This is a genomic window from Brevibacillus antibioticus, assembly GCF_005217615.1.
Classification (GTDB): domain Bacteria; phylum Bacillota; class Bacilli; order Brevibacillales; family Brevibacillaceae; genus Brevibacillus; species Brevibacillus antibioticus.
The window spans coordinates 60,001-74,703 of the sequence record NZ_SZNK01000001.1 but is presented as its reverse complement, the minus strand read 5'-3'; the positions used below and the strand labels follow the sequence as shown (position 1 = coordinate 74,703).

Sequence of the window (14,703 nt, the reverse complement as noted above, 5' to 3'; positions counted from 1 at the left end):
AATATTTCTTGCGAGGAAACCCTTTTCCTTCCTATATTGCCTATCTTACAAATACGCGATAGCCAAGCAGAATAACCAGCACCAATACGACAATACAGCCGATGAAGAAGCCGATGCTGCCTTCTTGTCGCTTTGCTTTGCCCAAGGACATTTCCATCAAACCAAAGGCGATAACCGCGATGATGCCCTTCACGTAGTAATAGAAATCTGTTGCGTGACCCACGAAAAGCATCCAAACTCCCGATACAAGAATGATGACCATCATGAGTCTGAGCAGCATATGTACGATCTTTCCTGCTTTTGCTTTGCCCACGCAATACAGGATGTAGGCAACGATCAAGAGCACGAATGCGACTTCCCAGCTACCCACATGCGCTTCAATTAACGCTTTGTACGGCAAAAAGTTCAACCCCTTTACTCCTAAATTCAATCTTGTCCATTATACCAGAAGAAGGGGAAAAATGCTGATGTCCCAATGCGTGGCAGTATTGTGACTAGGCTTTTTTGGGAATAAAAAAAGGCTGCCTGTGATCGGCAACCTCTTTTTTTCTAACAAACGATCCTATCGCAGTAAAAATCCGTCTTTCAGCGGGTCTGTAGGGTCCACGACAAATTGATGCAGACCTGTGATGAACGCCTTGCCTTCTATGCTCGGAATGACCGCCGGATAACTGCCCACCTGCGTGGTTGCTTCCACCTTGCCGATAAACTGGCTCCCGACAATTCCTTCATGGACAAACGATTCTCCAGCAGAAAGCTTACCTCGCGCATGCAAGGTAGCTACACGAGCCGCAGTCCCTGTACCGCATGGTGAGCGATCGATCTGCTTGTCGGCAAAAATCGTTACGTTGCGCAGGTCTGATCCTTCCACTCTCGGCTTATCCGAGATAATCACCCCATAAATTCCTTTAAGCTCAGGCTCCAATGGATGAACAACCTCCATTTTCGCCTCGATTTGTTCCTTGATTCGCTTGCCCCACTCTTGCAGCTCAGCCAATTGCTCCATTTCTACCTGAACCCCGATATCTTCTGCCTGTACAACTGCATAGAATGCTCCGCCAAAAGAAATGTCCACGGAAAAAGTACGTCCTCCCCACTCAATGGGAACGTCTTGTGCCAAAACAAAGGAGGGAACATTTTCAAACGAGACGGAATGGACTATCGATTCTTCCACGTTGGCGTGTGCAATGATTCTTCCAGCCGGACTATCTATCACAATACGCTCTGTTGGAGCTTCCAGCCGAAGTATTCCAGTCTCAATGGCAGCTGTCACTACCGCAATGATTCCATGCCCGCACATGGTACTGTAGCCCTCGTTATGCATGAACAGCACTCCAAATGCCGCATCTGGGCTGACGGGCTCTGTCATGACACAACCGTACATACCATGATGCCCGCGCGGTTCATACATGAGTACTCGCCGGATATGGTCCAGCTCCTCCCGAAAGTATCGTCGCTTCTCCAGAATCGTCTTGCCTGCGAGCGGTGGGATGCCGCCTGTTATGATGCGCAGCGGCTCCCCTCCGGTATGGGCCTCGATTGTCGTATACAACTGATTGATGTGCATGACATCCTCACCTTTTTATGCGATTGGCGAAAAGCTCAATGATCACCAAGCATATTTGATCGCGCATGTTTTCGTCGTACTGTAGAAATCAAGTGCCGCCTGACCCTGCTCCCGTGTATGCGAGCTGGACAGCTTCATCCCGCCAAATGGAGCCTGGTATTCCACACCTGCCGTCTCCTGATTGACCCGAACCATCCCTGCCTGCGCCACATCTAAGAAGCGATGGGCACTCGCCAAATCTCGGGTGAACAGCGAAGCACTCAGTCCGTATATAGACTGGTTGCACAGCTCCACCGCCTCTTCAAAACCGTCTGCTGTCAAAAGCACAGCCAATGGTCCGAACACTTCCTCCTGAACGAGGCGATGACAGGCAGCGACACCCTCAACAATTTGGGGACGGATGTAATAGCCTTGCTCCTCTTTTGCATAGGAGGGGCTTTGGGCAATGACTGTTGCTTCATCATTAGCCAAGGCGATGTATTGCCCAACCGTCTCATACTGTGCAGCCGAGGCAACTGGCCCCAAATACGCTTCCAGATCGCTGGCATCTCCTACCCGGCATGTCTCCATAGCCGTTTGCAATCGCTCAACAAGTGGCTGGTAGATCGCTTTTTCGACAATGATCCTGCTGGTAGCCGTACATTTTTGACCAGCCGATCGAAACGCGCCGCTGAGCAAAATCGGAACGGTTTTGTCCAAATCAGCATCAGCCAAAACGACAGCCGCATTTTTTCCGCCCATTTCAGTTTGATATTTGATGTTCCGACCCGCGCACGCGATGGCAATCTGTCTGCCTGTTTCTGATGAACCCGTAAAGCTGACTGCATCGACTTCGGCTTCATTCGTGAGTGTGTTGCCGATCTCTCGGCCCTTGCCAATCACCAGATTCAGCACACCTGCTGGCAGCTTTGTTTCCGCAAATATTTCAGCTAGTCGTGTCGCTGTGAGCGAACCATTTTCCGCTGGCTTCCAGATAACCGTGTTCCCGCAAATGAGTGCAGGGGCAATCTTCCAGATGGGGATCGCAACGGGGAAGTTCCATGGTGTGATGACCGCCACAACTCCGAGCGGGACACGACGGCTGTATTGCAGCACGTTCGTATCTGAAGAAGGAATTAGGTTGCCGTTGGAACGCATCCCTTCTCCGGCATAATAGCGCAACAGACTGACCCCACGCGCCACTTCTCCGCGCATCTCACCAAGCTGCTTGCCCATTTCCCGACTTGCCAGCTGTGCCAAGCTGTCTGCATTTGCCTCCAGTGCGGCAGCCATTTGAAAAAGGATTTCGCCACGAGCCGCACCCGTTTGTTTTGCCCAGCCGATCTGTGCCGCACGAGCTGCCTGTTCAGCGGCAAAAACATGTGATCGCTCAGACAAATGCAGAACGCCGACTTCTTCTGTAGTAAGCGAAGGGTTTTTGACCGTTAGTTCCTTCCCTGACGGCGTCATCCATTCGCCGCCAATCCAGTTTTTGCTGTGCATGCTGCCCGTCCCCCTATCGTCCACTCGCAGCGCCGACTGCGTAGTCAAACGCCTTTTTAATGCCCGCGTAGTATTCTTCAGATAGCGGTAAACGCGGCGGACGAGTCGGTCCTACTGGGAAATTCGCCAGCTCCATCATGTATTTGATCGACTGTACCAACTGTGGGCTTGCATCATAGTGGAACAGTGGCAACAAACGACGATAAAGCGCTTGTGCTTCACTGAGCTTACCCGCCCGTGCCAGACGGAATAGCTCCACTCCTTCTTTTGGCAGCGCATTTGGTACACCCGAAATCCAGCCTGTCGCCCCGATCAAGCCGCCCTCCATGACGAGATCGTCTACACCGACCATGACTTCCAAGTCCGTCTGTGCGAGAATGTCCTGCATGCGGCGTACATCACCCGAGAATTCTTTCACGGCGACGATATTTTCAAACTTCGCCAGTCTTCCCAAAATGTCCGGTGTCAGGTCGATTTTGTAGTCGTGCGGATTGTTATAGGCAATGATCGGTAGCCCGACAGTGTTCAGTGCCTCGTAGTGGGCAAACACTTCATTTTCCAATGGCTTGTAGTTAATCGGAGGCAATGCCATCACACCTGCTGCTCCCGCATCCTTGGAGAATTGCACCCATTCCACTGCTTGACGGGTAGACGGAGCTGCAGAGCCTACGACCACCGGAACTCGACCTTTTGCGGCTGCGATCACGGTATGAATGACTTTTGCCCGCTCTTCTCCTGTCATTGTCGCGTATTCACCCAGCGAACCGGATGGAACCAGACCGTCTACACCCTCCTGAATCAGCCAGTCACACAATTCCGTCAAACGTTTGTAATCCACCTCATAATCGTTTGTAAACGGCGTGACAATCGCCACGTACACTCCTTCAAAGCTTGCCATTTTTCATTCTCCTCTCCCATTTGGGCTTTGTTTTAGTGATCAGTTGCGGCTGGGATAAGCAAAAAGCCATTCGCCAGCTCGTCTTCCGGATTGTAAAAAATCGTATGCTTGCCCATCAGCCAGGCCGAGCCTGCAATTCGGGTGATGACAGCAGGCAGCCCGCCTTCCTCCGTCACCTGCAGTACTCTTCCTGTAAACAGAGAACCGACGATGCTCTCATGTACAAACGGTTCGTCTATCCCGATCTCCCCCTTGGCAAACAAGGTCGCCAGCTTGGCGGAAGTGCCCGTACCACATGGCGATCGGTCTATTCCGCCAGGTGGTACGACGACGGTATTTTTCACATCGGCTCCTGGAATGTCGGGGGCTGTATAGAACTCCACATGGGTCAGTCCGCGAATAAACGGCTTCTCTGGATGAACGATCTCCATCGCCTGATTCATCGCTTTTCGAATCGCGACGGCCGTATCGACAATGGTGGATGCATGAGCTGGCGTCAGTTCGAGATGGAGCTTGCGTGCATCTGTGATGGCATAAAAGTTTCCACCGTACGCAATATCGCAGGTCACCTCCCCAATCCCTTCTACTTCTACCGTCACATCTTTTTGGTAGAGGAAGGCTGGAATGTTCACAAACGATACTTCCTTGGCTTTCCCTCCCTCTACCTGTATATCTACCTCGACCAATCCTGCTGGCGTATCGAGCGTAAGATTTGTCACAGGCTCAGTCACAGGTATCATGCCTGTCTCCACCAGCGCGGTACATAGACCGATCGTATCGTGACCGCACATCGGCAAGTATCCGCCTGTCTCGATATAGATCACTCCTACATCTGCATCCGGGTGACATGGATCAACGATCAAGGCGCCGGACATCACATCATGCCCACGCGGCTCATACATCAAAAACGTGCGAATCCAGTCGTACTCGGCCTTCATCTCGAGCATTTTTTCTCCCATCGTGGCTCCGGTAAGCTTTGGCAGACCACTGATTACCGTGCGGGTAGGGTTTCCCCCGGTATGCGTGTCAATGGTGGTAAACACCCTCGTTGCTTTCATGGATGCAACACTCCTTTTTTCGTAAACCGGTCCAAGCATAGCGGCTCTGTTGGAATGATGGTGTCTGTCTGATCGACTAGCATCTCGGACACCAGCTTGCCTGTGACGGCTGCCAGACTGATTCCATCTCCTTCATGACCAGCCGCGATAAAGTAACCGGGTACTTCCTCTACACGAGAAATAATCGGCAAGTGATCCTCAGTCCACGGGCGCAAACCGCAATAGGTGCGGATGATGGCGAAGTCGGCGATCTTTGGATAAAAACGCAGTGCTCTACTCGCCATGCACCTGACGACATTCAGATCAATCCGCGTGTCGAAGCCGACAAACTGACGACTGGAGCCAATCAAGAAATTCTGGCTTTCTGTCGGTTCAAATACGAGCGCGACTCCATACTTCTCTGTCTCCTCGTCTACTTGTCGCACGCCGCCAAACTTCGAGATGAGGTAGCCGAATTCCATCACCTTTCGCACGCCGACAGGCATCTGTCTCGAGGCGACGATCAAATGCCCTTTGCGCGGAACGATCGGAATATCCACCCCGACCATTTTGCCAATGACTGGCGCCCACACCCCTGCGGCGTTGACGACCTGCTTGGCTGTCATGCTTCCTGTACCAAGCTCGATGTGAAACGTTCCCGTCGCCTGATCACGTCTGAGCGACTTGACCTCTGTACGGCGCATGATCCTCGCTCCATGCTTTTTCGCTCCTTCAAACAGGGCAAAGGTCAGCATGTACGGATTGACAGTAGAATCGGTGGCGCACTCCAAGCCTCCCAGCAAGTCGTCGGCAAAGTAAGGCGACTCCTGCCGAATATCCGCTCGGTCCAGCATCCGAAACGGCAGTCCGGCTTCTTTTTGCCGTCGCACCCATTCATGAGCGGCTTCCATCTCCGCCTCTGATTCGCAGACGAGAATGCTCCCCGGTGCCCGATATTCAAACGTATGGTCCAGCTCTCGGCTCAGCTGGTCAACGAGCATCTGGCTTTTCAGGGACATCTGACTGTCAAAGCCTGGGTCCTTGTCGATCGCCAAAATATTCCCGTCACAGCGCGAGGACGTCCCGGATGCCAACTCGCCTTTTTCCAGGACAACGACATCCAATCCAGCCTTCGCAGCGTAATACGCAATCGCCGCGCCGATGATGCCACCGCCAATTACTGCAATCTGCGCATGGGTTTGTACTGTCATGCTGATTCTCCTCAAATGCGTATTCTGCTACTCTCTTACTCTTTTTTGCAAAAGCCATGCCAATCGTCCCAAGCGAGATTCTCAAAATATCCCGTCTAAATTCTTTGACAACGAAAAGAGCGAATGTATAATAAATGAGAAAATGTTCGGAATTTTATACACTTTAACGACCTCTTTTAAAAGGGATGATCGAGTTGAATCACAAACTTCCTGCCTTAACCGAGTTGATACAGACAAACATGCGGATTTTCAACGATCAAGAGCTTTTCCCTCCTCAATGGGACGAAACCGTTCCTGTATTTGCCCAGCGTCAAACCAGCTGGTATGTCGCCGATTCCGCCCATTTGACGACCGATTGCACACAAGCCCCTTGGGAACCAGCCGCTGTGACGACACTAGATTCAACTTTTGCCGACGCCATCCGCCTGCTAGCTACTCACAACTATCTCCTAATCGAAAAACAGCCTGGTGTCCCAGTCGGCTATCTTCATCGAGGTGTAATCATACAAGCCATTTTTTCCTCGTATGAGATTTTGGAAGCGTATTTCGAGACGATGATCAAAACCATGGATGCATCCATATCCGTCATCGATGAAAAAGCGCGTGTGATGGTTTGGACAGAAGGTGCTGAACGAATCTTTTCCTTGAAAGCAAAAGAAACGATTGGCCGCCCGATCACCGAATTTTTCCCGCTCGAAATGCTTGAAACACTCAAATCTCTGCAAAGTGGACAGTCTCTCTACCGTCATCAGCATCAGCCACGGGAGGATCTCGTCGTGCTCATCAATACCAATCCGATCTATTTGCATGACAAAATCATTGGTGCTGTTGCAGCGGAAACCGATATCACGAGCCAGTTGAGACTGAACCAGGAGCTGTTGAACGCCAATAAAAAAGTAAATCACTTGCAGCAGGAAATGGCGAAGCTCAGTCCGACGCCCGATCCATTTGCACAGATCAAGGGAACGAGTCTCCCCATTCGTCATATCAAGTCCATGATCCAAAAGCTCAGCGCTACGCAAGCAACCGTCTTGATCACAGGGGAAAGCGGCGTCGGTAAGGAGCTTTTCGCCAAAGCGGTGCATGATGTGCGGGAAGGCTCCAATGCGCCCTTTATCGCCATCAACTGCGGTGCGATTTCGCCTACTTTGTTTGAAAGCGAGCTGTTCGGGTACGAGAAAGGTGCCTTTTCTGGTGCGGATCAAAAAGGGAAAAAAGGAATGATTGAGCTGGCACGTGGAGGAACGCTGTTTCTCGACGAGGTAGGAGAAATGCCACTCGATATGCAAGTGAAGCTGCTTCGCGTGCTTCAAGAGAAAAAGTATTATTCGGTCGGAGGGACCAAGCAGATCGAGGCGGACTTCCGCGTGGTTGCCGCCACGAATAAAAATTTGGAGGAGGTAGTGAAGGAAGGAAAGTTTCGCCAAGACCTGTTCTATCGGCTCAATGTAGTGACGCTGAAAATTCCTCCGCTTCGAGAACGCATTGAAGATACGATTGAACTCGCCCACTTCTTTCTCTATGAATTCTCTTTACGTTATAACCGTCCCATTCATGCCATCTCGCAAAATGTGATGCAAAACCTGCTCCAATACGACTGGCCAGGCAACATTCGCGAGCTGCGAAATGCGATTGAGCGATTGGTGGTATTTGCGACAGACGGTATTATCAAAGAAGAGGACTTACCGTATCCCCTGCAAGGTCAGACGAAACAGGTACCGATTGAGCTCCCTCCCGATCTGTTTTCGCTGCAAGAAGAAATCGAAGCGCATGAGCGCCGTGTCATATTGCGAGCCATCGAGCTGGAAAACGGCAACAAGCAGGCTGCTGCGAAAAGACTTGGCATATCGCGGGCCACACTGTATAACAAATTGGGGAAGTAAAAAATGTTGTCTCAAAACGGTTGTGTTGGGGAAGCCCTGCCACATGTTTTCCAGTCGCCTGTATCCTCTCTTCGTTCGGGCGGTCTCCTTCCAAACATGTAACAGGGCTTTCGAGCTGTTAACGTTCATCGAGCTTTTCAAATCGTTTTTGGGGTTGGTCATGGTAGATTTCTTGTGCTTGCTGATCATTTGAGTTATTGAATCATGATTGTGAAGCATTCTTAGTTCGTTTTGAAGACTAAATGATCGCGAACAGGCGGTTTTCCTTCTTGAAGTGACTTTAATAATGTTTTACAAAAGCTACGTAAGAAGAAGCGGATTTCCAGTCCAAGCGCCTCTGGAGCCCATCCCAGCGTAGGAATGAATGGCGGGGAATTTAAGCTTCACTTATGGAATACTTCTTCGAAACTTCTACGTTTGAAGCGCTCCCGCCATTCATTCCGGAGCGGGCAGTCAATCCCTCCTTGCGGGGCGTAGGCCGAAGCGTAGACTGGAAATCCGCTTCTTCCCTCCACTACAGCCGCTTTTTACACCCAAATAACGCACGCCAACGCAAACAAAAATCAGGAAACCTTCGCCCCTCTTTCGGCGGTAACAACTCAGACAAAATACGGATCAATTCCATGGTTGATTGCCTCATACGCAATGACGGCACCGCCGGATTTTTCAACGGACGTTTTGGCAAAATCATCCAAGCATTTGGCGTAGGTAGAATCGTCATGGATGAGCACGACTTTTTCCGCTTGGTTCGCTGCCATATAATCTGCTGCGGTTTGTGCTTGATCTGGGGTTAGGCTATTGATCAAAAAGAGGGTGTCATAGCCTTGAGCTGGTAATCTGTCTGAGTTGGCTGCTGTCGTCGCTATTTTTGGATCGTAGCCATCATCAGCTACTTCGATCCTCAATTTTTTTCCAATCACTCCATCGCTGTCATTTATTTTTTTGACACCCATTTCAATGGCGTTTTGCATGTCTCTTCCATCCGTTGCATCGTTACCAATAACTGGTAAATTCGCACCAACGACTATCACACTTCCCCATTTTTTCATAGCCCATCCCCCATTCGAATATTATTCGATTGATGCCCATTTCCAGTCGATTGCGCCTAGACCATCTTGGAAGATTCCTTTTACCTTGTCATTCTTCACCCATGTATGCGTATAGAAATAGATCGGCATAATCGGTATTTCATTCATCATGATTTGCTCGGCTTCGCGCAGAATCGCCTTGCGCTTTTCCGGATCACTCTCAGTAGAGGACTGATTCAATAGCTCTTTGAATTTCGGATTCTCCCAGCGCGTATCATTGTTTCCTCCTTCCTTTTCCTTGAATAGCTCCAGGAAGTTGATCGGATCGTTGAAATCACCCGACCAGCCAAGACGCCCGACCTGGTAGTTGCCCTCGTGCATGGTCTCGAGATACACCTTCCATTCTTGATTTTCCAGCTTCACTTCGGCTCCAAGGTTTTGGCGCCATTGGTCCTGAATCGCTTCTGCGATCTTTTTATGCCCTTCGGACGTGTTGTAGCTAAGTTTGATCGGTGGCAGTTTAGAGAGGCCCAGCTCTTTTAGTCCTTCTTCTAACAGCTTTTTGGCCGTTTCTTGATCATTGTCTTTGAAATAACCGCCTGCATTGAGTCCCATTGTCGGAGGAACTGCTGCCATCGCTGGTTGCTGATTCGCTTGGAGTACATTGTCGATCAAGGTTTGACGGTTAATGGCGTAGGCAAAAGCTTTACGAATCTTTACGTTATTGAACGGAGGTTTCTCTGTGTTGAACTTGTACCAGTAGGTAGCACCGACAGGCTTCACTTGCAGTTTTCCACTGTCTTTAAGCGCTGGCATCGCATCTGTTGGCAGCGAGCTTAACGGACTGCCTGCCCAGTCAATTTCGCCATTTTCGAACATGGACAGCTCTGTGTTTTCATCCTCCACCATCGAGAACTCAATCTTGTCCAGCTTGACACTATCTTTGTCCCAGTAGTTGTCGTTTTTCACGAGTACCATTCTGCTTTTGTGTTCCCAAGACTCCATTTTGAATGGACCATTTCCTACGTATGTTTTGGCTTCTCCAGACCATTTTCCATCTGCCTCGACTACCTTTTTATTTACCGGGAAATAAGTTTGGAACGCGGTTAGCTCCAGAAAAAACGGAGTTGGATTCGTCAACTCTACTTGGAGGGTCTTGTCATCCAATGCTTTTACGCCGACATCATCCAAGCTGCCAGTCCCTTTGTTGGCCTTCTCCGCATTCTTGATGTAATAGAGCTGGTAGGCGTAATTGGACGCTGTCTTCGGATCGAGAGCTCGCTTCCACGCGTATTCGAAATCGTGGGCTGTTACCAGTTCTCCGTTGCTCCACTTGGAGTCTCTCAGCTTGAAGGTGTATGTTTTCATATCACTCGATACTTCGATCTTCTCGGCTACTGCTTCCTCTGGCTTGCCCGAAGACCCGATACGTGTCAGCCCATCAAAAACTGCTTTAACGATGGCAGCAGAAGTCGTGTCTTCCGCAAGTCCAGGATCACCTGTAGGTGGTTCGGAGTGAAGATTCCAGCGAAGGACTTGTGCTTTTGCTGGTTCATTAGCCGTGTTGGCAGGTGCTGGCTGTGTGTTCGACTGTCCACTCTGCGACGCTTGCTCGGCTGGCTGCCCTCCTCCACATCCTGCTAACGCTAATCCCATGACTGTTAGGCTACTCATTACTGCGAACATACTTTTTTTCATTTAATCAACCCCCCATTGTTCAGTCGTCATGCGTTTGTTTTCTGAATTATCAGAATGCAAGAGATGTGCCAAAATTGATGGCGGCAGTGGCTTCGTTCTAGCTTTAGTTGTTGTAAATGTTTTTGTACACTGTATACCTTGTGGTGTTTCAAAACTTAGACACACCACTGTTAACCAAAAAAGCCTCGGCCCACTTGCTCGGCCAAGGCTTTTGTCTCTCCATTTACAAAATGATCAATTCGCGTGGTGAGTGTGTAAGCACCTCATTGCCACTCTGTGTGACAACCAGATCGTCTTCGATACGGACCCCACCAAGCTCTGGGATATAAATCCCCGGCTCCACAGTCAAAATCATGCCTTCTTGGAGAACAGCGGTGCAACGAGTGGACATAAATGGCTCCTCATGAATATCGAGGCCCACTCCATGCCCCATTCCATGTCCAAATCGCTCACCATAACCATGCTCTGTGATGTAGTCCCGTGCGAAGGCGTCTGCCTCTTTTCCGGTAATACCAGGACGAATGCCTGCAACAGTCCGATTGCGTGCTTCCAAAACGATCTCGTAGATGGCTTTGAGCTGTTCATCAGGGGTGCCAACAGCAACTGTTCGAGTAATATCAGAGCGATACCCTTGGTACAATGCACCAAAGTCCAACGTGACCATGTCTCCGGCTTCAATCATTTTTTCACTCGCTACGCCATGAGGAAGTGCGGAACGATAGCCAGAAGCAACAATGATGTCAAAAGCAGAACCCGACGCTCCTTCTTTTCGCATGAACATTTCCAATTCGTTAGACACCGCAAGCTCTGTGATTCCAGGACGCAGGAAGGAAGTAATATGGGAGAATGCCGCATCAGCGATTTGGGCAGCCGTTCGGATGATCGCCAGTTCTTCCGTTGTCTTAATCATACGCAACCCCTCAATAACACCTGATGTCGGAATAAATGCTGTTTGGACGGCCTCGCTGTATTTGCGCTGCAAAGCAAACGAGACATTCTCCTCCTCAAAGCCGAGATGATTGATCCCCATCGCTTCCGCCTGGCGTGCTACTTCGCTGTAAACGGATTCTTTTGTCGGCAAATAAACGATTTCAAACCCTGTTGCTTGTGCTTTCGCTTGGTCTGTGTAACGGAAATCTGTGAAGAGCTTGGCCTGGTCTCTTGAAATGAGGACAACTCCGTATGTACCTGTAAAGTTTGTGAGGTATCGGCGGTTTTGTCCATTCGTGATCAACATCCCGTCAATCCCAATTGAATCGAATTGCTCACGCAGTCTTGTTACTTTTTCCATCTCTGTCATCCCTCTTTTGTTTGTCGTGATTGGGCTATTTCTTTGAGAATATTCAGCAAGTATTGTGCCAGCCAGGACGATCTCACTTGCTTTCCATGGCACGACACTTGCATTTTTTCATCAAGCAAGAATGAAAGGAGGCTTCATCATGGAATCGCATCCATTGATTATCTGCCGTTGTGAAGAAGTAACTCTCGCCGAATTGGTAGAGACCGCCCAAGCCTATCCATGTACCGCACGCGAGCTGAAGCTACGGACCAGAGCCGGAATGGGCTGCTGTGGTGGGAGAACCTGCCGTACATTGATCGATCAGGTCATTCAGCAAGTAACTGGCCAAGCGCCTTCTCATACTGTACCTCTTGGATACCAACCGCCTATTCGTCCTGTCTCATTTCAAACGCTTGGGGGGCAACGGGCATGAGTCAACGAATTGATCACCATCCGGTCCTCGGTTCACTCGGGGACAGAAAGCAACTTTCTTTTTATTATAACGGCACTGTCTATACGGCTTACGAAGGCGAGACGATTGCGGGAGCCCTATTGGCCGCAGGGGTTCGTACGCTTCGGGTGCATGAGGAAAAAGGAACACCGCGAGGAATTTATTGCAATATCGGTCACTGCTATGAATGTCGCGTCCATGTTGATGGTGTCCCTACCGTGCGTGCTTGTATGACACTTGTGCAGGAAGGCATGCAAGTGAACGCTGGCTCTCTCCTTCCTACTCCCTTGAAAAAAGGAGGGCATGGGGCATGATCGACCTTCTCATCATCGGGGCTGGACCTGCGGGCTTATCTGCAGCAATTGCAAGTGCTAGGCAGGGATTGGCTGTTCGTGTAGTTGATGAGTTTTATCGCCCTGGGGGCCGTTTGCTTGGACAGCTTCACCAAGAACCGGACGGTGTGTGGTGGAATGGACTAGATGAGGCAGCCCGACTCACGGAGGAAGCGAGACATCTCGGTGTAGAGATCATCTGCGGCGTCTCCGTTTTCCATTTGACGCAATCCCGGAATGGCTGGGTCGTCTCTACAACGCAGGGGGAAATGACAGTCCCATTGCTCCTGATCGCAACAGGGGCTTCTGAAGCAGCTGTACCCGTGCCAGGCTGGACGTTACCTGGTGTAATGTCCATCGGAGCTGCTCAAGTCATGACGAATGTGCAGCGCGTCCGAGTAGGACAACGCGGAGTCGTCGTAGGAATTAATATCTTATCGGTGGCGATATCCCGGGAATTGCAGCTGGCTGGAGTTACCTTGGATCGAATGATTCTCCCACCTAGTACGACTGTGAGTGGCACTGCTGGGCAACCAAAAGCCGTGATGCAATCCTTATTGCGCGTCGCCCATCTGGCCCCTTCTCTGATGATTCGTCTGGGGAGCAAACTGATGGGAAGCTCTTGGATGCAAAAACTGGCAGTGTCCCTCTATCCCTCCAGCGGGTTTTCTATGTGGGACATCCCGATTCAACTGCGAACAGCAGCACTGGAAATCGTCGGAACCTTTCAGGTCGAGGGTGTCCGTATCGCCCAGGTTGCAGCCGATGGTTCACCCATAGCTGGAACCGAACAAGTCATTCCAGCTGATTTTGTCTGTATCGCAGGCGGATTAAGTCCACTCGCCGAATTGGCAGCGATTGCTGGGTGCCCCTTTGCCTATGTTCCCTCCTTAGGTGGGCATGTCCCCTTACACAATGAAAGCATGCGAACGCCAGTCCCTGGACTCTATGTTGCTGGCAATATCACGGGAATTGAAAGTGCCAAAGTAGCAATGGCTCAAGGCACAGTCGCGGGACTTTCTATCGCAAAAGCTCGGGGAAAGCTGACGAATGAACAGCCATTATCGGATGCCATTCAACAGGTGAAAATCGTCCGCCAAAACGCAACGATTCAGTTCGATCCAGACATTGTGGCTGGGCGCGCACTGGTGGGGCAAATGACAGCAGAATGGATCGCGCACTAATTCATTCCTTCAATAGGAAAAGGCAGCCTGTCATTCCTTCACGGCAGGCTGCCTTTGTTTTTTCTTTCTGGACTGTGCTTTGGTTGTTGATGAGGATGACACCTCGAATTCTAGAGTAAGCGTATTGTGTATTTCCTCTGCCTGTTCTCGATAGTAAGCAATGAGCTCAGGATATTCCGCGATTTCTCTCTCCCCTGTCGGCGTGATCGCATACAGCCCTCGTTGCACACGGGTAAACCACCCATAATGATTTTGGATAAGAATCGACGAGGTTTTCTCTCCTGCCCCTTTACTCTTGAGTAATTTAGGCGATAACGGCCCATCCTGCTGAAGCAACGTCGCAATTTGAATGCAGCTCTGCTTGTAGGCCGTCATGAGCTTGGTTTGATAACTGCCGCCAACATTGTAATCGCCGTATCTTCCCCGCATCTCTTCAATGATGCGGTTTCGCTTTTTTTGATTGAATTGCTTGCTTTTTACCCGATCAAACGGTCCTGGTGAAATATTCACTTCCATGACTGCGGGCCCTCTTTTTGGAAAGGACACGAGAATGAGACCAAGCTCGAGACGCCTAACCAAGTAACTTATATCTTGCCATTTTTTCGAAAACAATTTGTATTTGGGCTTCGGGATTGCCATATAAACAAAATCGG

Annotated in this window: 14 protein-coding genes (1 of these 14 only partly in view); 4 read left to right on the top strand and 10 right to left on the bottom strand. The window is 50.1% G+C overall.

Annotation, left to right across the window (positions count from 1 at the left end; genetic code table 11):
- Positions 1–40: 40 nt before the first annotated feature.
- The 6 genes from E8L90_RS00400 to E8L90_RS00375 all read right to left on the bottom strand — a co-directional run bounded on the left by E8L90_RS00400 (position 41) and on the right by E8L90_RS00375 (position 6,195).
- On the bottom strand, positions 41–409 hold the full coding sequence (locus E8L90_RS00400; RefSeq protein ID WP_137027512.1) for a YisL family protein: 369 nt from the start codon (positions 407–409) through the stop codon (positions 41–43).
- Positions 410–562: 153 nt separating this feature from the next.
- A complete protein-coding gene (locus E8L90_RS00395; protein ID WP_137027511.1) occupies positions 563–1,567 on the bottom strand; it encodes a proline racemase family protein in 1,005 nt (334 codons plus the stop codon).
- A gap of 42 nt (positions 1,568–1,609) precedes the next feature.
- Positions 1,610–3,049 carry an aldehyde dehydrogenase family protein gene (locus E8L90_RS00390; protein WP_137027510.1) on the bottom strand — a complete coding sequence of 480 codons (1,440 nt, stop codon included), beginning with the start codon at positions 3,047–3,049 and terminating at the stop codon, positions 1,610–1,612.
- Between the two features lie 13 nt (positions 3,050–3,062).
- A complete protein-coding gene (locus E8L90_RS00385; RefSeq protein WP_137027509.1) occupies positions 3,063–3,947 on the bottom strand; it encodes a dihydrodipicolinate synthase family protein in 885 nt (294 codons plus the stop codon).
- 32 nt (positions 3,948–3,979) lie between these two features.
- The gene (locus E8L90_RS00380; protein ID WP_137027508.1) at positions 3,980–5,005 is read right to left on the bottom strand and encodes a 4-hydroxyproline epimerase; all 1,026 of its coding nucleotides are present in this window, start codon (positions 5,003–5,005) and stop codon (positions 3,980–3,982) included.
- Positions 5,002–6,195 carry an NAD(P)/FAD-dependent oxidoreductase gene (locus E8L90_RS00375; RefSeq protein WP_137027507.1) on the bottom strand — a complete coding sequence of 398 codons (1,194 nt, stop codon included), beginning with the start codon at positions 6,193–6,195 and terminating at the stop codon, positions 5,002–5,004. Before E8L90_RS00375 ends, E8L90_RS00380 begins: the two co-directional genes overlap by 4 nt.
- A 194-nt stretch (positions 6,196–6,389) precedes the next feature.
- Between E8L90_RS00375 and E8L90_RS00370 the strand changes: the two genes are divergently transcribed.
- The gene (locus E8L90_RS00370) at positions 6,390–8,078 is read left to right on the top strand and encodes a sigma-54 interaction domain-containing protein (RefSeq protein WP_137027506.1); all 1,689 of its coding nucleotides are present in this window, start codon (positions 6,390–6,392) and stop codon (positions 8,076–8,078) included.
- 599 nt (positions 8,079–8,677) lie between these two features.
- On the opposite strand, the gene E8L90_RS00360 is transcribed toward E8L90_RS00370, so the two are convergent.
- The 3 genes from E8L90_RS00360 to E8L90_RS00350 form a co-directional block, all read right to left on the bottom strand.
- The gene (locus tag E8L90_RS00360) at positions 8,678–9,127 is read right to left on the bottom strand and encodes an ABC transporter substrate-binding protein (protein WP_137027505.1); all 450 of its coding nucleotides are present in this window, start codon (positions 9,125–9,127) and stop codon (positions 8,678–8,680) included.
- Between the two features lie 21 nt (positions 9,128–9,148).
- Positions 9,149–10,804, bottom strand: coding sequence for a peptide ABC transporter substrate-binding protein (locus E8L90_RS00355; RefSeq protein ID WP_137027504.1), 1,656 nt, complete (start codon positions 10,802–10,804; stop codon positions 9,149–9,151).
- Positions 10,805–11,027: 223 nt separating this feature from the next.
- The gene (locus E8L90_RS00350; RefSeq protein WP_137033200.1) at positions 11,028–12,095 is read right to left on the bottom strand and encodes a M24 family metallopeptidase; all 1,068 of its coding nucleotides are present in this window, start codon (positions 12,093–12,095) and stop codon (positions 11,028–11,030) included.
- 148 nt (positions 12,096–12,243) lie between these two features.
- Between E8L90_RS00350 and E8L90_RS00345 the strand changes: the two genes are divergently transcribed.
- Genes E8L90_RS00345 through E8L90_RS00335 form a run of 3 tightly spaced genes read left to right on the top strand, consistent with a single transcriptional unit; the run spans position 12,244 to position 14,050 of the window.
- A complete protein-coding gene (locus E8L90_RS00345; RefSeq protein WP_137027503.1) occupies positions 12,244–12,516 on the top strand; it encodes a (2Fe-2S)-binding protein in 273 nt (90 codons plus the stop codon).
- Positions 12,513–12,848, top strand: a complete 336-nt coding sequence (locus E8L90_RS00340) for a (2Fe-2S)-binding protein (RefSeq protein WP_137027502.1) — start codon at positions 12,513–12,515, stop codon at positions 12,846–12,848. The genes E8L90_RS00345 and E8L90_RS00340 overlap by 4 nt, the downstream gene beginning before the upstream one ends.
- Entirely contained in the window at positions 12,845–14,050 is a 1,206-nt protein-coding gene (locus tag E8L90_RS00335) for an NAD(P)/FAD-dependent oxidoreductase (protein ID WP_137027501.1), read from the top strand. The genes E8L90_RS00340 and E8L90_RS00335 overlap by 4 nt, the downstream gene beginning before the upstream one ends.
- Before the next feature lie 30 nt (positions 14,051–14,080).
- Here E8L90_RS00335 and E8L90_RS00330 read toward each other — a convergent pair whose 3' ends face one another.
- Positions 14,081–14,703, bottom strand: partial view of a DUF2161 domain-containing phosphodiesterase gene (locus E8L90_RS00330; protein ID WP_137027500.1) — the 3' portion only. 205 nt of this gene lie beyond the right edge of the window; the window shows 623 of its 828 coding nt (coding positions 206–828); the start codon falls outside the window, past its right edge; its stop codon occupies positions 14,081–14,083.